Origin of the sequence: Legionella saoudiensis (assembly GCF_001465875.1) — a bacterium.
Lineage (GTDB): Bacteria > Pseudomonadota > Gammaproteobacteria > Legionellales > Legionellaceae > Legionella > Legionella saoudiensis.
Window position 1 is genome coordinate 1,662,743 of sequence record NZ_LN901324.1, and the last position, 24,561, is coordinate 1,687,303.

Consider the following 24,561-nt stretch of genomic DNA (forward strand, 5'->3'; position numbering starts at 1 on the left):
GGTATGATTCATTAATGCATGTTTTAAACAATAAAGAGCAACTGTTTGCTTTATTAGCAGAAGGGGCTGTGGTTATTACGCCCAACAACAGACTTAGTGATGCCATAACCCAGCAGTACTATCATGCGCAAAACAACAACACTGTAGATAAACCAGTTTGTCTACCCTATGGGGTGGCCTTGGTGAAAGCCTATACGCAACTTAATTTTACTACTCCATTAGCAACGCATCCTATCTTATTAAACAGTAATCAATGCCTTTACTTATGGCGTAAATTAATCAAATCATGTGATGACATTACCTATAGCGATGGGCTATTACAGGCCGTAATCAGTGCTTGGGAGCGCTGTGAGCAGTGGCAAATCAATGCAGATGATCCCGCGTTTCATTACACACCTCAAACACGGCAATTCCAACAGTGGTGGCAATCATTTAATAAAGAATTAAACAAGAACAATTTAATCGCTGAGTGCCAACTTGTCCCCTATTTAATTAAGGCCCACAGTCCTTTATTATCAGGGCCTGTCATTTGGGCATGTTTTGATGATTTTACTCCAAATCAAGTGCAGCTGCAGCAACATTTAGAACAACAAGGATTTGCTCAGCATCAATACGACTTGCCAGCCCGGGTATCCGATGTAAGCATTCTTGCAGCCAAAGATGAAAAAGAGGAGTACCAACAATTAATTAGCTGGTTACAACTTAAAATTCAGGAAGGAAATCAGCGCATTGCGGTGGTGATCCCTGATTTACAGCAAAAGCCATCAGCAATCCGCAGACTTTTGGCGCAGCATTTTGACCCTGCAGTATTTAATATTTCTCTAGGCCAAACATTAAATGAATTTCCTCTTGTTGCTCATGCCTTATGTTGGTTAAATCTTGATACCACATATTTAAGTGCTCACCAAGCTACATTACTGCTGCAATCGCCATATCTTGGTAGCGCCAAGGAAGAGTTTCTGGCGCGTGCAGAATACTTACAAAATAGTACGCTATTGGAAGATCAAAATATTCCATATACACAATTTATTAATGATCTGAAAACCTATACGCCTAAGCTTGCCGCGCTAGTGGGCCAAATCAGTACCTACCCTAAAGAGGCCTCATTATATGAGTGGATACAATACTTTCAAGAACGTTTAAACAGCCTGGCCTTTCCCGGTGATTATGGGTTAAATTCAGAAAATTATCAGTGTTTTTCCCGCTTTAGTCTTCTTTTTGATGAGTTAAGGCAATTAAGCATCCTCTGCTCTCATTTAACTAAAACAGAAGCCTTAGAACTCTTAAAGCAACTGGTAGTAAATACCATTTTCCAAGCGCAAAAAACGGATTCGATTATCCAGGTTTCAGGTTTATTGGAGGCTTCAGGATGTGAGTTTGATCACCTATGGATGACGGGCCTAAATGATCAATGCTTGCCGCAAAAAGTAAGTTTATCGGCATTTATACCGCCACAACTGCAACGTGATCTACAAATGCCTCATAGTTTACCAGCACGTGAACTGCAATTTGCCAAACAAACGCTATACCGGCTACAACAAAGCGCAAACTCCGTAGTATTCAGCTACGCGGAATTGCAAGGAGATACACCTAATTTACCCTGCTCGTTGATTATCGAACACCCTGAGTTTATTCGAATAGATCAAGCAATCAATCCACAGCAAGAAACCCAATTAATACACATAGAAGAAAATTACTTGCTGCCCGTCCAGGCAGAGGAGCAAATTTCTGGAGGTACGGCATTGCTCGCTAATCAGGCTAAATGCCCTTTTAGATCTTTTGCTGAGCATCGATTACGTGCTAAAGAATCATCACAAACCCATGATGGCTTGAATGCAAAAACCAGAGGGCAAATTATTCATAAAGTTATGGAATTATTATGGCAAACATTGCAAAACCAACAGGCCCTATTCACTTTGGATGCAGACCGTTTAGAACAGCATATTGATACGGCAATTCAACGTGCCTTAGAACCGTTAAGCCAACAACATCCTGAAACCTTCCCAGAACTGGTACGAACTGTTGAATATACTCGTCTTAAACGATTAGCACTAAGTTACCTGGAGTGGGAAAAACGGCGCAGCCCCTTCACTATCTCTGCTTTAGAACAGTCGTTCACCATTAATTTAGCAGGCATAGACTTCAATGTTCGTGTTGATAGGCTTGATGAGGTTGCGGATAAAAAATGGGTTATTGATTATAAAAGCAGCTTGCCGAGTAGCAAACCCTGGTATGAAGACCGTCCTAAAGAACCACAATTATTACTGTATGCATTATTAGATACAGAAATTAATGCAATGCTCTTAATGCAAATTAAAGCAGGCAAAATTACTTGCAGTGGTTTTAGTGAGGAAAAGCAAGCGGTTAGTGGCATTAGCTCTTTAAAAAAGGAAGAGACCTGGGACGATTGCCGCACTCATTGGCATAATCAATTAACCCATCTGGCAGAGGAGTTTCAACAAGGTCATTGTGCACCGCAACCAGCTCAATTAACCATTTGCCAACAATGCTCTTTTCAAAGCTTATGTCGATTTCAGGTTAATCCAGCATAAGGCCAAAAAGAGACCATTTCCTTTGGTTTTTTCTCTCTTTGTGTTATAAAACCACTTGATATCGTCTATTCGATTATTGTGGGTAATTTTATACAAATAATTTAATTTTAAAAGAGAGCGATCATGCCCTATTATACAGACGCAAAAAGCCGCATTAATAAGTACCATGACCAATTAGAAGCAGTAAAAACAATACTTGCTGAACTAATAAACGATGAAGAAGCTACTCGTCAAATAGCAACACACATTGATGCCATACAAAGCTACTACAATAGTTCTCTGCGTAAAGCAAAAAGTGAAAAAACACAACTTGCAATTATCATTAGCTATGAAAACTACATTGACCTATTAACTGAAAGCCATAAAATTACCCATTTACAGCCCCTACCATACGATAAAATAGAAGATTTTTTTAAAGCATCTAATGAAAAAATAGGTCGTGAATATGATGCACGAAGAATTAGTGCCTTCTTCCATAACTGTTATAAAGTGTGTGAATTGACCTTCTGGGCTGCAGCAACCATTAGCCTTTACGCCTCTATTTTTCTTGTTGCCTTACCCATGTTGATTGTACAACCTACTTTAGGTCTGGCCGTATCAATCACTGTTGGCGGATTATTTATGAAAGCAGCAAGCCATTGTCTTGCCAGTCTCGGAGAATTTAAAGGCACAGCACGACATAGCACCGAGTATGATACAGAAAGAGCATTACTTTCTTTCTTCCAACCTAAAGAATCACCCGTTTTATCTACATCGCAACCCAAGGATACCCCTATCATGCAAGAGGGCCTTGTCGTTAATTAATTGACATTTTGGCAGCCATTAGGGCTTTTTAATGGCTGCCGTAAGTAATTCTGCACTCCAAGTGGCGTCTCTACATTGCGAAATTTAACTAGATGTTTAATAATGATAAAATCGCGTAAACTAAGGAGTGAATATGCCACTCAAATTAACAAGAACAAAAATCATTTATAGTGGCCTAATTGCTTGCCTGCTAAGTAGTTGTACACATCCTCCTTATAATAATTTTAAACCCCGGAATTTTGTTGCCCGTGGCGCAGTGATTGGCGCTACGATGGGAACAGCGGTGGGTGCTGCTGCAACGGGAACAGTTCCTGGAGCACTAGCGGGTACGGCTATAGGTGGTACAGTAGGGGCGATCTTAGGCTCAGGTACTAACCCCAGACACCGTATTATCAGAAATTTAAATAAATGCGATATTCAATTTGTGCAATACGGCGATACCATGACTTTGATTATCCCTACAGATAAATATTTCATGTTTGAAAGCCCTCGTCTTAATGAAATACGTTATGTTGGCCTTAACCATATTATTGATCTATTAAGACTCTATCCAGATAACCCCATCTATGTTGCCGGGTTTACGGATAATGTTGGAACCGAATACCGTAAAGATCGACTATCTCAAGCTCAGGCAGAAACGATGATGACATTCTTATGGGCTAACGGCATTCAGGCCACACGCTTACACCCTGAAGGTTATGGCGATAAGAACTCGGTAGGCGATAATGCATTTATTCATGGTAGTGCATTTAATCGACGCATTGAAATCCAATGGTTTATAGGTAGAACACCGCAAAAATGCTGTGTGATGAAGCCAAATAGAATAAATTTCGCGATGAAATAAGTAAAATCACCCGTATTCGCAGCCGGCAATACGGGATAAAGCAATCCCCACATTATGCAGCGCTAATATGGGTTACAATTCAACGATGTTTTAAGGTGTACACATGCATTCACGATTCTTAGGTGGAGTTCTTTTAATAGTTGGAACATCTATAGGAGGTGGTATGCTTGCCCTTCCTGTTGCCAATGCTGCTACTGGCTTTTGGCAGTCCTCTGCTTTTCTATTCGTGTGCTGGATTTTTATGACCTTAGGCGCATTTTTTATTCTTGAAGCAAATCTTTACCTACCTAAAGGTAAAAACATGGTTTCTATGGCAGCAGCCACCTTGGGTAATTATGGTTTGTTAGCGGCTTGGATCAGTTATTTATTTTTATTGTATACCCTCCTCTCTGCTTATATTTCCGGAGGCGCTGATGTATTAAATAGCTTACTCCATAAAATCGGTATGCATCTTAGCGATTGGCAAGCCAGTTGCCTGTTTACCCTACTGTTTGGGCTAATTGTTTATGGTGGTATTCGATATGTCGATTATGCCAATCGTGCTCTGATGTTTGGGAAGTTAGCCGTCTACTTTTTATTAATTGTTCTGATTGCGCCTTACATCAATGTACAAAATTTTCATCATGGAGATGTTCGTTATATTGGCGGCACAATTATGATCTTAATTACCTCATTTGGATTTGCGATTATCGTGCCCAATCTTAGAGAATATTTTGATGATGACATTAAACAGTTGAAAAAAGTTATTCTTATTGGTTCATTAATTCCCTTATTTTGTTATTTAGCCTGGGATGCGGTAATCATGGGAGCCATTCCTGCTGAAGGCAGTCAAAATCTTGAGAGCTTAATGCACAATCCCCACACAACTAGTGCCTTAGCCTCCTTACTGTCAAATAGAGTACAAAGCCCAACCATTAGTGCTTTATTTAATTTTTTTACCTCCATCTGCATGCTTACTGCATTTTTGGGGGTCTCTTTATGCTTATACAGTTTCCTAGCGGATGGCTTGAAATTACGTACCTCCGGCCATCATGGAATTGGATTATTTTTATTAACATTTGTTCCCCCTTTATTAATAGTAATCTACTATCCTGGAGCTTATATTCATGCCTTAGGCTATGCCGGTATTTTCTGTATTATCTTACTACTATTTTTACCTGCATTAATGTGTTATTTTGGAAGAAAAAACCACAGCTCAACCTTTATTGTACCGGGCGGTAAAATAACTCAGGTTGCCGTGCTCTTTATTTCCATTTTACTTTTAGCACATGAACTCTGGGGATTATTGGGAAGTTAAATAGAGCCGGTAAAGCTCTACATTGACTTTAAATGAAAAATAAAGTAGCATATTGCACTATATTTGAACATCTTTGGCGTATATCACATGATCAATTCAAAATTAATCGGCGGGATATTACTTATTGTAGGTACGTCGATAGGCGGTGGAATGCTTGCCCTGCCAGTATCTACAGCTGAAGTAGGCTTTACTAATTCTATTTTTTTCTTATTTTTCTGCTGGTTAGTGATGACTGCAGGTGCCCTGCTGGTTCTGGAAGTTAATCTTCGTCTTCCAGCAGGCAGCAATATGATTTCTATGGCGAAATCTACTTTAGGCATGCCAGGGCAAATTATTGCCTGGATTACCTACCTATTTTTACTATATACCTTGCTTTCTGCCTACATTTCCGGTGGAAGTGATGTCTTTAACAACTTACTGCATAAAGTAGGTATTAATTTACCTACGAGTGTTACCTCCATATTATTCACGATACTTTTTAGTTTAATTGTATATAAAGGGATCCGCTCTGTAGATTATGTCAATCGTGGATTAATGTTTGGTAAATTAGGTGTTTATGCATTACTTGTTGTGATTATCAGTCCCCATGCCTCATCTGAGGGTTTAACTGGTGGCTCCGCCCGTGCATTTACAGGCACATTAATGATCTTAGTTACCTCGTTTGGTTATGCATCTATTATCCCTAGCCTAAGAGATTATTTTGGCGATGACATCCGTTCTTTGCGGCGCGTAATTCTTTTAGGCTCCTTAATCCCTCTTGCTTGTTACATTATTTGGGATGCAGTGATTATGGGAGTTGTTTCTCGTGAAGGAGATAACGGGTTAATTGCCTTGATGAGTTCAGAACATGCAACCAGTGGCTTAACAGAGGCATTAAGCCAATCCGTGCAAAGCCAATGGATTAGTGGTTTTTTTGGTTTTTTCACCTCGATATGTATGCTTACCGCCTTTTTAGGTGTTTCTTTAGGTTTATTTGATTTTCTTGCTGATGGTTTAAAACTAAAAAAATCAGGAAGCCAAGGTAAATACATTCTGGCCTTAACCTTTCTTCCTCCCTTAGCAGTGGTGTTATTGAATCCAGGAATTTATTTACACGCATTAAGCTATGCAGGTGTTTGCTGCGTGATTTTATTGCTACTCTTGCCAGCGATTATGGCATGGAAAGGTCGGAAGACTTGTGCGATGGCTACAGAAGGGCATCTTATCCCAGGTGGAAATTCGAGCCTGGCTTTAATCGGTTTTATTGCTACTGGCCTGCTCATTATTGCAGTGATGTATTAATAATTGATGGTGTCGGGGTCATGGCCAATAGCAGGTACTACAGGCTAAAAAGAAGACCCACAGCTTTATAAAGCGGTAGGTCTTTTTTCTTTATCCATTCAACTATTAGAAAATCACGTACTAATTTTTAGCTTCATCCATGCTATAGCCGTAATGTTTCTGCAATTTACCCTAGATCTCTTCGTGATTGGAGGTAATCAAAAATGAGTAACCCAGCTTCTTAAAAGGACGATATTTTCATGACTGTTACCGGATGCTCTTTGAATTGATCCGTACCTATAATTTCCCATCCTAAGGATTGATAATAATCTGGAATCGTGTGGTCAAATGCGAAAAGATATAAGGTATTAAAACCAAATTTCTTTGCTTCTTGCTTAATTACTTCCACCAATTGACGTGCAATACCTTGTCCTCGATAAGCTTCATGCACCGCTAGTGAACCTAACCAGGGCGTCAAATCAGGTCGAATACCATCATTTTCACGTAAGCTACACATACCTACGGCCTTGCCTTCATGAAGAGCCACATAAGTTAACGGCATAGCATCTGCATTCGCATGGTCACGAAAACGTTCTACAGCTTGATTTAAAGGAATTTCAGGTAACCATATACGTCCTAGTCCGTCATACCACATCTGTGCTAGATCAGGTAAAGTATGCTGGTGATTTTTAAGTAGATCTATCGTTATCATATAGGTGTCTCCTGAATGAGAAGCATGCGTTTCCTTAGTCTAACAAGGTAGGCCATTTTCTTGCAATGCCAACATATAGTGGAAAACCCTAGTTGCCTCTATGAATTTTTTTCTAATTGGCACTATTACTCATTCATGATAGAATAATATTTGTACATTAGGGGTGCCATTAGCAATGGCTGAGAGGATGAACCAACCCTTTGAACCTGATCTCATTCATCTGAGCGGAGGAAAATGTGTCTCTTATTATATGTTCTGGTATTGTTGCTTTTATTACTTCATTTATTGGCTTATTACCACAAATTATCAAATCCATTAGAACCAAATCTACTCAAGATTTATCCATGCTTATGCTCATTAACTATCTGGTGTGCTCCATCGCCTGGATTATTTACGGCAGTGGTACCAATTCCTTTTTTGTCATTAGCTCAAATATTGCAGGCTTAATCATTAGCCTGTTACTTATCCTGTTAAAGAGGCGTTATGATGTTCAACGCCCCTAATTTGGCAGACTATCGCTGTATTTTATGTTTGCATGGTGAGCTACCCTCATCATCCTTTTTCACCGAAATGGGGCTACCTATAATCGCTACAGATGGTGCTGCAAATAGCCTCCATAAATTAAATATATACCCCCAATTAATCATCGGCGACTTGGATTCAGTTCACCCTACTCTTTTGAAAAATCATCCTCACTTACATCTTCCTGATCAAAACAGTAATGATTATCAAAAGGCTTTAGTTTACTTAGAAGAAAAAAACTTATTGCCTGCAATTGTCGTTGGAGTTAATGGAGGATACTTAGACCACATCTTAAATAATATTAATATTTTTTTAGAAACTAATTGTCTTTTATATGCGCCACCAATAACCGGGTTGGTTCTTAAAGAAAACTCACAATTAAATTGGGTGTTGCCCCTGCAAACCAAAATATCATTAATGGGAATTCCGCAAGCCATCCTTTCATCAAAAGGGTTACAATGGGAACTACACGCAAGTCAGTTAACCTTTCCAGGAAAAACCTCCTGCTTTAACCGAACTCAAGCCTCAGAAATCAGTTTAGAAGTACATCAAGGAAATGTCCTCGTTCTGATTTATGAACAACAAATTGATGATGCTGGAAACTCGCTGAGCATACGTAGCCGAAACCCCACATAATGACTTATAAACTTATTAAATGACCAAATTTCAGCCTATAATATTTTTAAGACTATGCGATAAATTGATCTATTTTCATAGATGTACGCGTTACATTAACTTATAATTAGCAAGTTGTGGAGTGAGTTTTCTTCCTCTGTAATTTTAAACCCATTAAGAAAGTACTATCTAAGAAATGCTCTGGAAAAAAATAGTTCGACATAAGTATTTTATATTAGGTCTTATTTTTTATTTTATTTTTATTGTGGCTGAAACATCAAAACCAAGCTTAACCTTTAGCTTATTTAGAAATAGTTTCCCACTCTTCACATTAAATGAAAATTTTTTGACCATTATCTCGGAAACGTTTATTAATGCGGCAGTAGTTCTTATCTTCTATTGCATCATTGATGTACGCGCGAAACTTTTGACTATTAGCTCCATCACCAGTGAGTTAGATAACAATTACCATCAATTTAATAGCATCTTAATTAAACGTATTGGCGATTTTTTAAGAAATCAAAGCACGGCTGAGGCAATAAGAATATCCAGCAAGATTAAGGAAGATACCGAAGGGATTGTCTATTCAAAATACTCATTTTTTCAAACCGAAGCCTCTCCGGAAATGTTGCAACTTATCAAAGAAAAGCTTAAAGAAGAACGCATTTTCATGGCATTTGAGTCTTCTGCATTAATTAATACCATTGATAAATTGATTGGCCTCGAACATCTCTCTTTTGATAAAAAGAACATTCTCTCAAAAATCAAAAGAGACATTAGCTCTATCGAGCCTATGGGCCATATGAATGAAAGCTCCTGCCCCTTGTTCGATCTTATATATAGTCAGACGAAAAAAACAATTGTGGACGATGCTGTGATGCAGATTATTAAAGAACTTAATAATGACATTAATAGCTTGTAACACTGGAATGTCATCCCAACAAGGATGACATTTTCTTTCTTTACATTAAAGCGCAGAAACCACTGCTTTTAGCAGGATTTTCCTCTTCTTTTTTTCGAGTTCTTTTCACATCTCCCATAAACTCTTTCCCTCCACTAGTCATATATAATTTAGACGAAGGTATGACGGGCGTATAGCGAGATGAATCAACCGATGTTTCAATCATTTTTAAACCAAAATTTAACGCATAAATTGTATGAATTTCTTGGGTAACTAAACTTTGTACTTTGCGTTGATAATAGCTAAGAGGATCTTCCATACTTGATTTGAATATAGAGCTGGAACTAATTTCAGCCTTTATATTTTGCTCTTTAAATAATGCGCTCATCGCTTTAGTAAAATAAGGAACGCAGCAAGCGTTATCATTAAAGCTACGATAAAAAGGACAGGCAAAAGCCTCTTCTCCAAGTTGGAAAATTATATCCTCACCAACCTGAGTACAAAAAGATTTGCTGGCATAAATAGACATCGTAATTGAAGAAATTTTTAAACTATTCTCTTCGATTTGTTCTTGAGCAAGATGCTCTCTAGCTTTTAAATAAAGAGTAATCGTTTTATATAAATCTGCGGGAATTTTATCCTGATCCTTAAGCGTATAAGGTGATTTAAAGGTAGCACCCTTCATTAACTTGTAGTCATCTTCTGAAATAAAAATTCTCAGTGAAACGGGAGTAAGATCGTCCTTCAAATGGCCTACGTATTCAGAAACCACATGGTCAGTATTCGCCAATACACCAGGTAACTCAGTCAGCTGATTTAAGGTACGTACCTCTCCTACAGCTTTGTATTTGACTTCAACTGCGTAGCGCAAAACTTCATTAATCTGATTTTTATTAAGAAAAACTTGCGGATGAATAATACCCCGTAGCCCACCACTACCCACAAAATAATGCGTATTAGGATACTGATTTTTCAAGGTCTTAAAATCATTAACTTCCTGATACTTAATATCAATACCAATTTTTTGTGCAAACTCTCTTAAAATTATTTCTAAATCGCTAATTATTACTTTGGAGGGAATCGCATCCAGAACCTCACCAAATCCTTTGCTTCGGTTCATTCCTGAAAATGATTTTTGTTGCACATACATTGCGTGTTTGCGCACCGGATCTTCATACTTTTCAAACATTATAATGTTTATTTCAGGACATTGGAGCTTTAATTGGATTGCGCCTAAAAGACCGATAGGTCCTGCGCCAATAAAAATAATATCAGGTTCCATACACTTTGATAACTTGGTAGACAGGTAAAAATTGTAGCACGATTCCCAATTGTTCTATATATTCCTTTAGGTGTTACTCTATAATTATTAATAAAAATATCACCTTTGAATGAGCGCTTATGAAATTTTCAACCCTATTAAAATTAATGCGGATATGGCCACCTTTTTGGGGAGCAGGCATCAGTGTAAAAAGTTTTACTCCTGATTACACCAACATTGTCGTTCAAATGAAAATGCGTTTTTGGAATAAAAATTATGTAGGCACTCACTATGGCGGCTCGATGTACTCCATGACTGATCCCTTTTACATGTTAATGTTTATGCAATTACTGGGTAAAGGATATATAGTCTGGGATAAATCTGCTTCCATCCGCTATAAAATACCCGCTAAAGGTACCATTTATGCCAAATTTTCCTTATCTTTAGAGCAGGTAGAACAAATTCGCCGAGAAGTAGAAGAGAAGAAAAAAATTCAACCAGAATTTCTCGTTGAAATTACCAATGAAGCCGGCGAAGTCGTTGCTGAGGTGACTAAGATTCTCTTTATTGCTAAAAAAGAAAAACACGTTAAGGACTCCTAAAAAGTAAGCCATCCTAAACATTTAGACGGAGGATTACCTGCCGCAATCCAATGGTTTTTTCTTATTCACTTAGTCGCTCTACCTTTGATAGTAATATGATATGATTCCAACAAAACATTAATATCGTAGGAACTTACTATGCTAAAGCTAAAGCACACCTCGCTCCCAGAAGTTCAATACCTTAATCGAGAAATAAAAGATAACACAGGAACTCAAGAACAATATAATGAAATGAAAGGAAGACTTTATAGGAGTTTAGGTAAATTTTTCTGCTCTTCAACACTTCAGCACATAGGGGATTTTCCCAGTGGGCTAAGAAATTTGGAGGCGGTACAGGAAAATATGCCTTTCTTTATTGAAGCAGGTTATGCACTTGAGCAAGTTGCCCATATTGTCGCTCATAATGGTGGCTGGCAGAATTTATTGGCAGTCAAAGACAACCACACTGTATTAATGAATTTAGGATATTCGCATGAACAAATAACGTACATGGCCGCTTTTCAATACGGACACAAGACAATTGATTCAATTATTAAAAATCAAGAGGCCTTGCATGTATTAGGACCTGTTGAAACATACATGATGGCAGCATGCCCAAGTGGTTTTAAACAAATAGAGCGTTTTAGTACTCTTTACCATGCGCAAAAAAAATTAGGTTATAAAGATAACCAAATTATAATTGCATATCAGAATAATATTAATTTACTTCCCGAACCTTCATACTCAAATAATAGTTCTTTACTTACAGATTATGGATTCTTTTCTAAACCTGAAACAGATGATGTTATGCCGCCCTCTATAGAAAAAGAAGCGGTAACATTGACATTAGGCTAACAATCCATTCTAAAAACATTGCTATTTGGTTGTCTATATCTCTCTAGATAACCAAGTAATAATGTCCAATTAGTGCCCAACCAACCTTCTTTTCAAATTTTGTACTAGGCATTATGTTACCAGAATTTCATTAATTGCCCCATTTGATTTAAATTTACCCACCCCGGGATTTTTTTCAACGCAATTTCTCCATTACTTGCTCTCTTTAAAGAAGAGCTCTATCAACATAGAACCCACACTTTATTTATCGAACTTACTAATTATTTCACAAATTGATCCTTTTTTAGGTTTTATCAGTTAAACTACCGCGCCCTTTAAATTGGAGAAGCAAATTGAAATTAAAAGAGATGTACAATGCGGTATTGGCAAACTATAAAGAATATCTAGAAAATCCTGAACATGTTGAGTTTTTAGAAAATAATATAAATGACGTATTTACCAAAGAAAATGAGCAATTAGTCCTGAAAAAGCTAAACTCAAGCTCCGCTTCAGACTTACAGTTGTGTAATGAAATTTTATTTATGATGGCGCAATGTTATACAGATTATGCTTTTATTCTAGCGAACACTCCCGAAGCAGCGTCACAAGCCACAGCTTATATAAGCAAAGCGATAAATTATCATGATAAAATTGTAAAGCATCTTGCTAAGATTCCTCCATCAGCATTAAATCGCGACGAATACACCCCTTTAATGCTACAAAGTGGTAAGGCACAATTTTATTTACATCAAGACAAATTTAATAAGGCAAAACTAAATTTAGATATTTTTCTTGCAGGGAATAACCATTTGCAGAGAGGTTCAAGAATAGCCACTGAAATTATTTCTGCTTGCAATACCTTTGAAAAGCTTTTAAAAGATCGTTACCATGATGCCAGGTATCAAGCGGAACGCGGACTAGATTCAACAGCAGCCTTGCAGCAAATAGCGCACACTAGAAAATTTGTAATGGAATTATTAGCAAAAAATGCTGAGAAAAACCCATCCTCCTCTTCTAATATAGCTAAACCACCAGCAGAACACGTTTCAAAAACTTTAGAAAATAATGTAAGGACTGAAAATACAACAACCAAAAAAAGAACAAATCATGAAGCTCTGCAAACAACATCCGCAAATAAAAAACAAGCCGTAGTGAGTGACACAAGCAAAACAATCCCTAAACAAACTGAACTTCACTCATCTCCAGAAAAACCAACCAGGTCTAGAGCATTTGAATTATCAGCCTTATTGAATCCTGCCCCAACCAAAGTGATAAGGGATAAGGAAACAATTAATAAAAATAGACCATCTACAAAGCAAGGACCTGCTTTACTAAAAACTCAAGTATCCTCATCTCGCATTAATACCAGCACTAATTCATTAGATATTTTAGCTCAAGTGGCAACGAATAATTTTGCCTTTTTTACGGCTCCTTCAACATCGCCTAACTTTGAGATAGAATTAGATAGCGCTGAAACCACAGCCCCTCAAGAAAATGGCCAAACAAATACGCAAAATTTTTCATTAACTACTGAACCAGAAGTTATACTTCCATCCATGGAACATATTAGAGATGCTGAATCATGCTATGCATTACTCGATAAATATGTTTCACTTTTTGAAAAAGACCATGTAGACCTATCACAAGAAACTATGGGTAAACTTTTATTAAAAGCAGCAGCAATGCTCTTTGAAAAAAGTACTGCTCTAAAAGAAAAACAAGATAGCCCTGTACTTCATTTTTCTATCAAACTGATTCAACAAGCTATTTCCAAAATGTCTCTACAGGAAATAAGCCACTACCGGTATAATTTTTCTAATAAGAATGTTAAGTTTTTAAGCTTGTTTTCTGATGCACAAACGCATACCCCCTATCTTTTTGAGCGTATGCAAGGGAAAGTAAACAGAGCGTCTAATCTTCCCAGTCTGCGCAATAAGGATACGAAGGAAATGATGGTCTGTATATTTGCAACATTAAATGAACTATGCGCTCCAGAGGATTATAAACAAATAAAAGCATACTGTATGGAAAAATTAAATCAGAAGCTTCAAAAGGAGCTCCCAAGTCCTCAGTATAATCCTTACTATTAAGAAATCCATCTAAAAATATCCATTCCATGCAGGGATGCGTTGGAATTCCTTCTACTTCACTTCCCGCATTAGGCTCATATTCAAAAACTACTTAGGCAAAATTCTCTAATTTTTTCCTTAAGATAATTGGTATTATTTTTTTTATGTACTAAAGTTAAAGGTTCCACTAAAAATAATATGGAGATAAACTTATGGGAGAGTATCGATATTTCTTTAATCGAATTAAAATATACTGTTCGCTTATAACCTGTACCCTGTTAATACCTGTCAATGTGGTGCAAGCAGAAACCGCTTTAGGACAAGGCATATATTATGATAATCAGCAAATCTCTAAATTAGCACAAACCTATCCCTCTCGGGTTTCAAAGGATGCTGGTTATCCATTAATCAATAATTATTCCAGTTTAAAAAGTCTCTTTAGAGGCAGCCAATTTGGATTAGCCAACAAACCCACAACTACGGGTATGTGGTGGACTCCTTTACTTGCTGTGGATAAACCTGCAGGACAAATTCAAGATAGTGATTTTTTATCCCCCTTACTTATGATCCCTAACCCAATTACAGTAGGTTTAAGCGATCAAGGTATTGCTATGGGAATTCCTTTACAAAAAGCGAATGTGGATACGGTACATATAGATAGAGGCTATACCAATACTTTAGACATTACCGTGACAACTGGAGATTTAAAAGGAACCGCCCCTTTAGTTGCTGATTATTCAGATTGGATGGTTAAAGCACAATGGGCCAATAATAATGCTCCCTTATTAACAGCGAATATTATTGAAGGTTCACCTTTTATCTTCGTGGAAAAGAAAAACAAGCAAACCCTTTCTTATTTGCAATTCAACAACTCTCAAGATGCGAAACTTCTTACTCAGCTAAACGGAGCTAGTCTATTTAAAACTAAAAATGCTTCTGAGGGGAATTATCATTACTATGCCTATTTTTCCAATCCCAATAAGGCTGCTAGCACCTGGAAAACTGCTTCAGGAGTACCAATTGTGCCAATAAGCCAAGGAGGAAGTGGAAACATTGTTCCTGCGACATTAATTAATACGAATGATGCAGATAACTATTTTACTCTAGCGGCTATTCCTGCGGCATCCGATGCAGAGGCTATACAATTGATGAGCCAATTACAGGCATATGCCTATACCGCAATTAATAATACAGCCATTAGCTATGAATATGATAAAGCGAATTCGCAAGTGATCACGCATTTTAATTTCACTACAAAAATGCTTTACAGCAATGCTTCCCTACAAAATCAGCCAGCGGTAATGCTTTATCCTTGGCAAATTAAAAACATGAGTAGCGCGGATAAAGCTCATTGTTTATTAAATGACGAATGTGCAAGTGCCAAGGGAGTAATCCAAACTCTTAAAGGAACTATGCACTTGTATGCAGTTCCCAGTACAGCTGCGCAAACTGCATCCTTTACTACTCAAGTGCCTTTTAGAGGGATATTGCCGGTATTACCCAGTCAGCTAAGCCAGAGCGATTTAACTAAAATTGGTAGTTACTCTTTTACAATGCCTGCTGACCCACATCTGGACTCAAAAAATCCCTGGACTGATACTTATGCTACCGGCAAATTATTAAGCCGCGAAGCACAATTAATTAAAATAGCGGATATGCTAATGCGTGCAGATAGCACCTCATCAACAAAATATCAAAATATTAGAAATACATTGCTACAACAACTCAAAGGGCAAGTTACGAGTTTTCTAACCGGTTTAAATTATACTGACCCTTGTCCTGGAGGCGCTAGTGATTGTACGCGTGCTCAAGGAAGCTGGTTTTATAGCTATAATAACGACTGGCATACAATGATGGGCTTCCCTAGTGGCTTTTTTACCGCTACAACCTTAACCGATCATGGTTTCCACTGGGGATATTTATTAGATTCAGCCGCCACAATTGCGCAGTTTGATAAAACTTGGGCTCAACAATATGGTGGAATGGTTAATTTATTGATTCGTGATATTTGTAACTATAAATATGGCGAAGACGGTAATGAAGCCACACAATTCCCACATTTTCGTAGTTTTGATCCCTACTCCGGTTTATCCTCAGCGCTAGGCATGCCCTATAGCTTAGACAATACTAATGAGGAAGATAGTGCTGAGTTTATGAATCTTGCCCAAGCAATTGTGCTTTGGGGTATCAATACCCAAGGCCTTAGTTTTGCTGGAGATAATAGCTCTCCACAAGATCTTTTAGAGACTGGCTTGTATTTATATACCACTGAGGAGCAAGGACTAAATCATTATCATTTTAATCAAAATCCTAACTCCGGAGTATTTCCTATAGGTTGGTCTAATAGCAGTACGGGCCAAACATACCTTTCATTGGGTAATGTATGGGGCGGTAAGCAAGATCGGTCTACTTATTTTTGTGCAGGACAGCCCTGTTATTACCAAAATTTAGCATCAAACACTTTACCGATTACCGCAGGCTCTTTGTATTTAGGATTTGATGCCAATTTTGTTAATCAGGTTTATACTCAAGATGCGAAAAACCCTTGTAGCGGAGATCCTAAAAACTCTGCTTATTGCGGCACATTGCTGAAATATTTGGCCTTAGGTAATCCAACCTTAGCGTCTCAGTATTATGCGCAATATTTTGATCAACAAGGCAACACTCCGGATCCTGGGGAAACATTACCTAGCATTTATTACTGGATTCAAAACTTGAAAAATCTAGGTAACTTAAACTCCAATATCACTGCGGATACCCCTAGTTACGCCGCCTTTGGTTCAGGTAAATCTCTATACGTAGCAGCTTACAATGGAGACAGCATTGCGAAAACGGTCCATTTCTACAATAATGGCGCCCTGGCATGTACCTTAGAAAATATTCAACCTGGAGTTACTCAAGGGAAACTTTGCAGTGGAGATACGCCTCCCCCTGTCACTCAGTTTTCGTTCATACTGTATGTTGGCTATCCATTTAAACCTGTATTAGTTAATAATACCATCCAATGTCCCGATCCGGTGACTAAAAACCCTGCGTGTTTACTCAAAAACATTGCCGCTCCTTCAACGATGACTGTTGCAGGAAGTAATGGCAATTTATGCACGCTAACGATTGGTGGTGATGGTTCGGTAACTACGGTTAAGGAGAAGTCGAAGGGGTGTAATATTAACTCTAATCCGGCGACGCCGACTTCTGCAGGAACAATTAATTTGCCAGGGGGGTTTTAAACCCTGGCCTCAAAGGCTTTCAATTCTATGATTGAAAGCTGTCAATCAACCCAGGGATTTGCAGCATACCCCTGGGTTGCATTCATCATTAAGGTAAAATAAATTACAATCTAACCACTGCCTTATCTTTTAATCCAAACTTTTAATAAACATATCCACTAATTCAGCAAATTTTTCTGGATATTCTATTTGTGGTAAATGGCCGCAGTCAGAAAAACAATAGTATCGAGCATTGGGAATATTCGCAGCGAGCTGTTTGACTAACGTTTCCCGAAATACCAAATCTTGATCCCCCGCCAAAACCAAGGTGGGTACATTAATTTTTTGGGCCCAAGAACTTGAATCAAATTTCTGTAGTGCTGCGTACTGTGCATCAAATCCTTTATCAGTCACCGGATAAGGGTTTTTCAGTCCCATTTGCGTTAATACTTCCAACATCCCAGGCTGAGAAATAAACTGATAAGAAAAGAACCAGCTACAAGCCATTTTAATTAGCACTTCCTCTGAGGCATTGCTGCTTCTTAATTCACGAAGTGCCTCCAGATAAATTTGAAATGGAGCGCGAGGAGTTAATACTGAGTTAGAAAGAGTCGCTGACTTTACCAGATCACGATGGCGCATTATCAAGGTTTGTAAAATAAAGCCTCCCATGGAATTACCCACAAAATGCGCACGCAAAATCCCTAATGACTCACATAGTGCAGCAACATCATCAGCCATTTGCTCGATGCTGTAGGGGCCATCGGGGACATCCGTCTGTCCTGCACCCCGATTATCAAATAAAATAACCTGATAATCCTTAAAATAACTTAGTGTTGCATTCCATACCACATGATCTGCAGTAAATCCGCCTATAAATACAATAGGCTCTCCTTGGCCATGAATTTCATAATACATTGAAATATCATTCACTTTTATATGAGGCATAAGCATCTTCCTTAAATAGTCAACTACCAAACGTAAACGTATAAATTTTAACTCCCGGTTCCCTAGCAATAATCTCTAAATCGCCACTAGAAAATTGTGCTTGGCTTAGTGCCTCGTAAATAGAATATTTATCCACTAAAATACTTTTTACCAAACTATGGTTAAACATCACATCCACTTTAATTGCTTTGCCAGTACTCGTCCCCATGACTAAAAATACTTTACGAGCATTAAAGTGTATTTTCAATGCTGCCATTGTTTTTATAGCTGTAATACTGTCGGCATTGGCTTGCCATAAACCATCTAAAGCCCAACTATTTTCTGCCAATTGCGGTGGAAATTGATATTGAACAATCTTATCTTTTATTAGTTTAGGACTAAAATTAGGATTTGCTCGCTCATACCCCAAATAAGTTTCTGGTGTTTGTGAGGCACGCACAGTTTGCATAGGCTCATTTTTTAAGATGGTGAGCTCGTTAATACCTAATAAATAGCGAATATTATTTTCTGTAATATCATAATCTCCTTCACCAAAATGCTCATAAACCACCTCTCCTTTCTTATTGATCAAGTAATGAGCAGGCCAGTAATGATTCTTAAAATTAATCCAAGTACTGTATTGATTATCAAGCGCAACTGGATAGAGAATGCCATCACGTTGCACTGCTGCGCGAACATTCCCCACATCCTTTTCAAAATCAAATTCAGGAGTATGGACGCCAATAATAATCAGCCCTTTATCACGATATCGACTGTACCAGGATTTAATATAGGGCAATGTACGTAAACAATTGATGCAAGAATAGGTCCAAAAATCCACCAAAATAACCTTGCCCTGCAAATTTTTTAACTGTAAAGGAGCTGTATTAATCCAGGCAGTAATCCCATCAATGGGTGGAGCAGGATATGGACGCCATAAGCCATCAATTAAAGCATTTGACGTTTTAACTCCGGTCTGTGTGCTAGTTGATGATGCGGACGTATTTTCAAAATAGACCATATACACTACGCTTGCGATAACGATTGCGCCTAATAATTTGCGGAATAAGGATGCCCGTGTTTTAAAAAAAGTGAAGGTATTCATTATCCTTTTTCCATAGAGAGAAATAATGAACATAGGGATAACTGCTCCTAAGGCAAAAGCCAACAAAGTAAAGAAGCTCAGCCACGTAGTTTTCTGCACCACGGTTTGTACTATAATTGCAGCTAGAATAGGTCCTGCACAGGGAGTCCAAATAATGGCGATCAATCCGCCCAAAAGCACCCCATTTAAAAAGCCTCCTTCAGCCTTATTCAAGGCAGTAAAAACCTGACCAGCTTGAGCAAATTTTTGGGTAAGCTTGCTGAATTGTTCGGTTAAATGATCCGAAAGCATAATCAGGCCAAGAAGCACCAAAATAACATAACTCAAAGTTCGTATGAGTTCGAAATTAATCCCTAAATAATGGACTAATTGACGGGAGAAAAAAATTAATAGGGCAAAAAAGAAAGTAAAACCTACGATCATACCAATAGGACGCTTTTTCGAACCAGCTAATGAAGTAGCAAAAAATACCGGTAAAATGGGTAAAATACATGGAGAAATAATTAAACCAAATCCCTCGATAAAGCCCAAAAAGATAGTGACAAAATTTGCGTCCATAATGGTATCCTAAGCCGCTGGCATTCCTCCCCGTATAGACTTAAATCTTTTTCTAACGTGATTTATGCCGATTTGCAAGATGGATTGCGCCAGAGCAACTCCATCTTTATGCTAGCTAGGCAGTAGGGTTACGTGTTGCTCATGGACACACTTTCCTGCTCATCATCGTTTGCTTTTACATCAACCCCTTTATGTATATTCAAGGTGTCTTTAACCTCATGAGAAACATTTATGGTACTGCCAGACGTCTGATTCACCACTAAATCATGACGTTCGTGAGGCTGAGCTCTAACCCAGGGAGATGGCTCTTGTTTTTGCTTTTGTGCTATTTTATCTAAGGCCACATCTAAGCGTTGAAATAAGCGGTCATGGGTTAATTCACCTTTTTTAATTTGCTCGCATTCAGCATAAGCTGCCCAGTTTAATTTACTCATATCCGTTGCATATTCATATTTCTTTGCTAGTGCTTTTACTTCTGGAGATATTTCCATTGCTTTTATATTCGCTGCAGCATTACTCATAATAGCCATATCTGCTTTTATCTGAGCACTGCTATAGGGCCCTTGAGTTACCCCACCTAAAAACAATTCCAGCCTATCTTTTGCACTATTGTATACTTGTACTTCTTTTTTCATTTTTCCTAAGGCCTCTTGCGCTGGCTTTTCTTTAGCATCGGGATTAACCAAATTAGAAACCGTCTCTTTAACTCTATCCCATAAGCCTTGTCCAAACTTAGCAATGCCGTCGACCACGCTCTTAGCCACTTGGGCCACTTTATCAAATAAATTCGCAAAAAATGATTGGTTCTTTTGTTTAAATTCTTTATCGATTCCCTCCGGTGTAAACTGATGCGCTACACTTCTTTCGTCTGAATCGAGTACTTTATAGCAATTTACACTATCAATATAAGCTTGAGCGTCCTTCTTCAGCTGAGATTCAGTGGGTGAATTAACTATTGTTTGTGCATCAGCTAATTTTTTGGCAACTTGTCTGGGAGCGCCTTTACCACATGCAGTATCCAAATTATTTACATGCGTAAACTGACTTTGGTAAGGATCATGGCCATGGTTATAACCAATTTTATATCCATTTTTCTCACTGGGACGAGCATCTTCTGTATCTGCTTCTTTCGACCATCGATTCCAGATCACATTAACTAAGGGTGAAGCGGCTATTTCTTCAGGCGTCATATTCTCAAGCGATGAAATTTCAGACGTATCACATAATTCATTAATACGATTTTCTGCAACAGCCTGACTAAATTTAACATTGATCTTATCAATGGTTGCCGCTAATGCCTCTTTAGTTGAATCATCGTAAACCACTCCAAATTTGTTAGCTATATGTTCAATCACATCAAAACGAACAGGAGCGTGTGAAAATAAGGTAATCCCTTCATCACTCAGAGTGTAGTCGATAACCTTTAATGTAGGTTTATATACTCTTTGTACCAGATCGGTGATTTGAGATTCTTGAACAAGACCTTGTTCAAGCAATATCCTCAACCCAAGGAACGATAGCTTATCCGGATCAGAAACATCTTCTTTTGCTTTAAGCCCTAAATTATTAAGTAAATTTTCATAGGCTGTAACAAACTCATTACTATGATTGGAAATCGTAATATGTACTTTAACGCCATTATCATTTAATAGCTCCAAGAGACGCAAAGTAAAATAATCATTACTACCACGGTCTGCAAGCTCATCACCAATAAGCCGAACTAATGCATTTTTATCTTTAACCTCAATTTGGGCTAGAAACTGATGAAACTCATCAAGAAGAACAGGTAATAGGTTTTTACTATTCTCTATTGCCTCCTGTTCGGCTCTGATTTTTTCTAGGCCTCTGCTTATAAATTCCCTATATTGGTCTGGGTTTATACTTTCCAGCTCTTTCTCTTCTTCAGGTGTACGCTCTGCCTTAGCACTCAGCTCTGCGTGTCGAGCTATTTTTTTCTCATGTCCCTTATTGGTATCTTGCTGTGTTTTTATAGCGGATGCACTATATTTTAGGGTCTCAACCGCTGCACCCATTTTATCGTATAAATTAACGAACTGAGCATAGAGTTCCGCAGGGTTTTCTACGCCAGCTTTAAATTGAATAACATCTTGACGTAATAAAAAATGCACTAATTTAACTGCATTTCCATGAAGATCACCGATGGTTACAGAACCAGAATTTCCTTCAAATTCTTTGGGATACTGATAGATATCTATCGTTTTTTGAATAACACGATTAACCATAATAATTCCAGTATATTAACCATTTATGAGTTAATTATAGACAAATATTTTCAAAATTAGGAAATTCCACTATTGACCTCATGACGATAATGGCTAAAATTCAGAAGTGGTCTACGTCGGATTATCAATTATGGATGATATATGATTCAAGTTATACGATTTTATTTACTGTTAGTTCTATTTTTCTTAGTTAATCACGCTTATGCAGCTCCACCATCAATTGCACGCTACGCACTTGTGGGTACTACTCGAGAAGGTACAGTCGCAGCATTTATGCTAACGCATTTCGGCCCCTCTTCTCATGCCCCTTTTGCAAGCCTAATTATTAAAAAAGCAGGAATTGAAGAACCCTTATTTCAAGATGGTGCTTATCGGATGGACGGTGGGGAAAAAGAGCTTGCCGATTTGGTTGACCACCTTCTGGAAAAAAACAGCTCTATTTTAAAAGAATATGAAATTGATCTGGATAATCAATTCATCTCTGAAGCCCATATGGCGATTACGGATAACCATCCTGAATCGGTTGCAGGTTGGGTCGATATTATCAATGGAGGCACCAAAAAATTCATGGTGAAAAGCATTCCCTCCGAATACTGCGCAGATACCCCAAACTCCATTGACTTGGAGTTTTGGTTTAATGGCGTCAACAAATTGACGTTAAAACAAAAACCAGATTCTTGTTGGGATAATGGCTTTTCTATCCGCAACATCTATCAAACTCAAAAAGCATTGTGGTTTATTATCAATAAACATGAAATTGGCTTAGCCAGCCAAAACGTGTATTTCGTGGATATTGCAGGAATTGCCTTGCGCTAGAGGAGCGACTTGTTGCTGTTTAAGGAAACTCTAGCTGCAAGCAACCGGTTTCTCTAATGCTCACGAAAAGTTGTTGCTAGTCGCGTGATCGAAGCCCGAACTCTGGGTTGCTTCACTTCGTTCGCAATGACGGATGTCATTTATTTATATAGTTATATAGATGCCGTAGCCCGTATTACACTCGCGTTAATACGGCTACAGTTCCGATAATTATCTTAAGTAAGTGACATTAGTTGCTTACAACCTGGAGCTCTACATCACGAAAAATTGCTGCTAATTGCATGAGCGAAGCCCGAAACTCTGAGTTGTTTCACTTCGTTCAATGACGGATAAAGCAAACCATATCAATTTACGCCATTTATTAGTTAATAGCGATTTAAACCGAAGGACAATTGCTCAATCCCGTCATTGCGAGAAACGTAGTGACGAAGCAACCCAGGGTACGTAGCATAGAACCTGAATCACTACCCATAGCACAGCAATGACGACAGTAAAACATATCTGGTGAAACTAATCCCGCTTGCAAACAGCTGTATCTTCTCACACAAGCCAGCTCTACACTTTAATGTCTCGGGATTTGCTGGGGTATCACGGTGTTAGCTGAGATGTGTAGAGGATACAGTTGCAAGCAGCCAGACTATTTATTTTAAATGTGCACATTTATTTAAAAAGTATCAAACCCCTCATACTCTTCCCAAGGTAAATCCTCACGAGAACAGTCATGCACAATAGCTAAGCGTGGCCCTTCCTGCAGCCAAAGATATAATTGCTCTAATTTGTCCTGTGGCCCACAAGCAAAAACCTCCACCCGTCCGTCAGGCAAATTACGAGCCCAGCCATTAACTCCTAATTGTTCTGCTTGTTCTTTCGCCGAGGCACGATACCAAACCCCCTGCACCTTACCTGAAACAAAGCAACGCATACAAGATAAATTATTCATAAAAGATTCTTATTGGTTTTATTTATAATACAGTTTATCTTATCTGAAGGATAAAAGGAGATCAAAATGGCTATTTGGTTTAAAGAAGTTTCTCTCGAGCGGTTAAATGAGTTTGGGAGAAATACCATGTCGGAATTTCTTGGTATTCAGTTTACTGAAATAGGCGATAATTTTTTAAAAGCTACCATGCCAGTAACTGAACGTACCAAACAACCGTTGGGCCTGCTACATGGCGGAGCAAATGTTGCCTTAGCTGAAACCATTGCCAGTACGGCTGCAAATGGGGTTGTTGACCTCCAACGCTATTATTGTGTAGGGCTGGAAATAAATGCCAATCACTTGCGTGCAGTTAAAGAAGGAATTGTCACTGCGGTAACCACCCCCATTCATATAGGCAAAACTACTCAAGTTTGGGAAGTCATTATCTGTAACGAGGTTGGAAGTAAAACATGCATTGCACGAATGACCGCGGCAGTAATTGCCCGGTAATAAACCGTATAAATAGATGCGAGGT

Annotated in this window: 20 protein-coding genes and 1 riboswitch; of the genes, 14 read left to right on the forward strand and 6 right to left on the reverse strand. The window is 38.3% G+C overall.

The genetic code is table 11. The features are described 5' to 3' along the window. Window positions 1-14 precede the first annotated feature (14 nt). From BN3124_RS16150 to BN3124_RS16170, 5 genes are all read left to right on the forward strand, one after another. Window positions 15-2,552 carry a PD-(D/E)XK nuclease family protein gene (locus BN3124_RS16150; RefSeq protein ID WP_058535787.1) on the forward strand — a complete coding sequence of 846 codons (2,538 nt, stop codon included), beginning with the start codon at window positions 15-17 and terminating at the stop codon, window positions 2,550-2,552. Window positions 2,553-2,675: 123 nt separating this feature from the next. Then, a complete protein-coding gene (locus tag BN3124_RS16155) occupies window positions 2,676-3,356 on the forward strand; it encodes a DUF5638 domain-containing protein (protein WP_058535788.1) in 681 nt (226 codons plus the stop codon). 133 nt (window positions 3,357-3,489) lie between these two features. Further along, entirely contained in the window at window positions 3,490-4,200 is a 711-nt protein-coding gene (cmpA, locus tag BN3124_RS16160) for a C-OmpA-like family protein CmpA (RefSeq protein WP_058535789.1), read from the forward strand. A gap of 103 nt (window positions 4,201-4,303) precedes the next feature. Next, window positions 4,304-5,497 (forward strand): amino acid permease, encoded by a 1,194-nt coding sequence (locus BN3124_RS16165; protein ID WP_058535790.1) that lies wholly within the window; start codon window positions 4,304-4,306, stop codon window positions 5,495-5,497. Window positions 5,498-5,584: 87 nt separating this feature from the next. Next, window positions 5,585-6,778, forward strand: a complete 1,194-nt coding sequence (locus tag BN3124_RS16170) for an amino acid permease (protein ID WP_058535791.1) — start codon at window positions 5,585-5,587, stop codon at window positions 6,776-6,778. 220 nt (window positions 6,779-6,998) lie between these two features. On the opposite strand, the gene BN3124_RS16175 is transcribed toward BN3124_RS16170, so the two are convergent. Next, a complete protein-coding gene (locus BN3124_RS16175) occupies window positions 6,999-7,469 on the reverse strand; it encodes a GNAT family N-acetyltransferase (RefSeq protein ID WP_058535792.1) in 471 nt (156 codons plus the stop codon). Window positions 7,470-7,618: 149 nt separating this feature from the next. Beyond that, window positions 7,619-7,719, forward strand: a riboswitch (TPP riboswitch). Between BN3124_RS16175 and BN3124_RS16180 the strand changes: the two genes are divergently transcribed. From BN3124_RS16180 to BN3124_RS16190, 3 genes are all read left to right on the forward strand, one after another. Next, window positions 7,706-7,972: a SemiSWEET family sugar transporter gene (locus tag BN3124_RS16180; RefSeq protein WP_058535793.1), complete on the forward strand. Its 267-nt coding sequence runs from the start codon at window positions 7,706-7,708 to the stop codon at window positions 7,970-7,972. It overlaps the preceding riboswitch by 14 nt. Next, on the forward strand, window positions 7,953-8,627 hold the full coding sequence (locus BN3124_RS16185; protein ID WP_407927392.1) for a thiamine diphosphokinase: 675 nt from the start codon (window positions 7,953-7,955) through the stop codon (window positions 8,625-8,627). The genes BN3124_RS16180 and BN3124_RS16185 overlap by 20 nt, the downstream gene beginning before the upstream one ends. Before the next feature lie 175 nt (window positions 8,628-8,802). Next, window positions 8,803-9,528 carry a hypothetical protein gene (locus BN3124_RS16190; RefSeq protein ID WP_058535795.1) on the forward strand — a complete coding sequence of 242 codons (726 nt, stop codon included), beginning with the start codon at window positions 8,803-8,805 and terminating at the stop codon, window positions 9,526-9,528. Window positions 9,529-9,568: 40 nt separating this feature from the next. Here BN3124_RS16190 and BN3124_RS17420 read toward each other — a convergent pair whose 3' ends face one another. Beyond that, complete coding sequence (locus tag BN3124_RS17420; RefSeq protein ID WP_230849157.1) at window positions 9,569-10,789, reverse strand: hypothetical protein; 1,221 nt, start codon at window positions 10,787-10,789, stop codon at window positions 9,569-9,571. A 119-nt stretch (window positions 10,790-10,908) separates the two neighbouring features. Between BN3124_RS17420 and BN3124_RS16205 the strand changes: the two genes are divergently transcribed. The 4 genes from BN3124_RS16205 (at window position 10,909) to BN3124_RS16220 (ending at window position 17,479) form a co-directional block, all read left to right on the forward strand. Next, on the forward strand, window positions 10,909-11,370 hold the full coding sequence (locus tag BN3124_RS16205; protein WP_058535796.1) for a DUF4442 domain-containing protein: 462 nt from the start codon (window positions 10,909-10,911) through the stop codon (window positions 11,368-11,370). A 138-nt stretch (window positions 11,371-11,508) separates the two neighbouring features. Beyond that, complete coding sequence (locus tag BN3124_RS16210; RefSeq protein ID WP_058535797.1) at window positions 11,509-12,204, forward strand: hypothetical protein; 696 nt, start codon at window positions 11,509-11,511, stop codon at window positions 12,202-12,204. 332 nt (window positions 12,205-12,536) lie between these two features. After that, entirely contained in the window at window positions 12,537-14,273 is a 1,737-nt protein-coding gene (locus tag BN3124_RS16215; protein WP_058535798.1) for a hypothetical protein, read from the forward strand. Window positions 14,274-14,464: 191 nt separating this feature from the next. Then, window positions 14,465-17,479: a glycosyl hydrolase gene (locus tag BN3124_RS16220; RefSeq protein WP_078061583.1), complete on the forward strand. Its 3,015-nt coding sequence runs from the start codon at window positions 14,465-14,467 to the stop codon at window positions 17,477-17,479. Window positions 17,480-17,608: 129 nt separating this feature from the next. Here BN3124_RS16220 and BN3124_RS16225 read toward each other — a convergent pair whose 3' ends face one another. The 3 genes from BN3124_RS16225 to wip all read right to left on the reverse strand — a co-directional run bounded on the left by BN3124_RS16225 (window position 17,609) and on the right by wip (window position 22,291). Beyond that, entirely contained in the window at window positions 17,609-18,406 is a 798-nt protein-coding gene (locus BN3124_RS16225) for an alpha/beta fold hydrolase (protein ID WP_058535799.1), read from the reverse strand. 19 nt (window positions 18,407-18,425) lie between these two features. Beyond that, window positions 18,426-20,048: a cytochrome c biogenesis protein DipZ gene (locus tag BN3124_RS16230; RefSeq protein WP_058535800.1), complete on the reverse strand. Its 1,623-nt coding sequence runs from the start codon at window positions 20,046-20,048 to the stop codon at window positions 18,426-18,428. Window positions 20,049-20,176: 128 nt separating this feature from the next. Beyond that, the gene (gene wip / locus BN3124_RS16235; RefSeq protein WP_058535801.1) at window positions 20,177-22,291 is read right to left on the reverse strand and encodes a Dot/Icm T4SS effector Wip; all 2,115 of its coding nucleotides are present in this window, start codon (window positions 22,289-22,291) and stop codon (window positions 20,177-20,179) included. Between the two features lie 141 nt (window positions 22,292-22,432). Between wip and BN3124_RS16240 the strand changes: the two genes are divergently transcribed. Further along, on the forward strand, window positions 22,433-23,107 hold the full coding sequence (locus tag BN3124_RS16240; protein ID WP_058535802.1) for a hypothetical protein: 675 nt from the start codon (window positions 22,433-22,435) through the stop codon (window positions 23,105-23,107). Window positions 23,108-23,771: 664 nt separating this feature from the next. Here BN3124_RS16240 and BN3124_RS16245 read toward each other — a convergent pair. Continuing rightward, window positions 23,772-24,047: an acylphosphatase gene (locus BN3124_RS16245; protein ID WP_058535803.1), complete on the reverse strand. Its 276-nt coding sequence runs from the start codon at window positions 24,045-24,047 to the stop codon at window positions 23,772-23,774. A gap of 66 nt (window positions 24,048-24,113) precedes the next feature. On the opposite strand from BN3124_RS16245, the gene BN3124_RS16250 reads away from it, so the two are divergent. After that, window positions 24,114-24,536 (forward strand): hotdog fold thioesterase, encoded by a 423-nt coding sequence (locus tag BN3124_RS16250; protein ID WP_058535804.1) that lies wholly within the window; start codon window positions 24,114-24,116, stop codon window positions 24,534-24,536. The last annotated feature ends 25 nt before the right edge of the window (window positions 24,537-24,561 follow it).

What these genes read in the sequence shown, in the direction of transcription:
- BN3124_RS16150 (WP_058535787.1), top strand. Translation starts at nt 15, where the DNA reads ATGCATGTTTTAAACAATAAAGAGCAACTGTTTGCTTTATTAGCAGAA.
- BN3124_RS16155 (WP_058535788.1), top strand. Translation starts at nt 2,676, where the DNA reads ATGCCCTATTATACAGACGCAAAAAGCCGCATTAATAAGTACCATGAC.
- cmpA (WP_058535789.1), top strand. Translation starts at nt 3,490, where the DNA reads ATGCCACTCAAATTAACAAGAACAAAAATCATTTATAGTGGCCTAATT.
- BN3124_RS16165 (WP_058535790.1), top strand. Translation starts at nt 4,304, where the DNA reads ATGCATTCACGATTCTTAGGTGGAGTTCTTTTAATAGTTGGAACATCT.
- BN3124_RS16170 (WP_058535791.1), top strand. Translation starts at nt 5,585, where the DNA reads ATGATCAATTCAAAATTAATCGGCGGGATATTACTTATTGTAGGTACG.
- BN3124_RS16175 (WP_058535792.1), bottom strand. Translation starts at nt 7,469, where the DNA reads ATGATAACGATAGATCTACTTAAAAATCACCAGCATACTTTACCTGAT.
- BN3124_RS16185 (WP_407927392.1), top strand. Translation starts at nt 7,953, where the DNA reads ATGATGTTCAACGCCCCTAATTTGGCAGACTATCGCTGTATTTTATGT.
- BN3124_RS16190 (WP_058535795.1), top strand. Translation starts at nt 8,803, where the DNA reads ATGCTCTGGAAAAAAATAGTTCGACATAAGTATTTTATATTAGGTCTT.
- BN3124_RS17420 (WP_230849157.1), bottom strand. Translation starts at nt 10,789, where the DNA reads ATGGAACCTGATATTATTTTTATTGGCGCAGGACCTATCGGTCTTTTA.
- BN3124_RS16205 (WP_058535796.1), top strand. Translation starts at nt 10,909, where the DNA reads ATGAAATTTTCAACCCTATTAAAATTAATGCGGATATGGCCACCTTTT.
- BN3124_RS16210 (WP_058535797.1), top strand. Translation starts at nt 11,509, where the DNA reads ATGCTAAAGCTAAAGCACACCTCGCTCCCAGAAGTTCAATACCTTAAT.
- BN3124_RS16220 (WP_078061583.1), top strand. Translation starts at nt 14,465, where the DNA reads ATGGGAGAGTATCGATATTTCTTTAATCGAATTAAAATATACTGTTCG.
- BN3124_RS16225 (WP_058535799.1), bottom strand. Translation starts at nt 18,406, where the DNA reads ATGCCTCATATAAAAGTGAATGATATTTCAATGTATTATGAAATTCAT.
- BN3124_RS16230 (WP_058535800.1), bottom strand. Translation starts at nt 20,048, where the DNA reads ATGGACGCAAATTTTGTCACTATCTTTTTGGGCTTTATCGAGGGATTT.
- wip (WP_058535801.1), bottom strand. Translation starts at nt 22,291, where the DNA reads ATGGTTAATCGTGTTATTCAAAAAACGATAGATATCTATCAGTATCCC.
- BN3124_RS16240 (WP_058535802.1), top strand. Translation starts at nt 22,433, where the DNA reads ATGATTCAAGTTATACGATTTTATTTACTGTTAGTTCTATTTTTCTTA.
- BN3124_RS16245 (WP_058535803.1), bottom strand. Translation starts at nt 24,047, where the DNA reads ATGAATAATTTATCTTGTATGCGTTGCTTTGTTTCAGGTAAGGTGCAG.
- BN3124_RS16250 (WP_058535804.1), top strand. Translation starts at nt 24,114, where the DNA reads ATGGCTATTTGGTTTAAAGAAGTTTCTCTCGAGCGGTTAAATGAGTTT.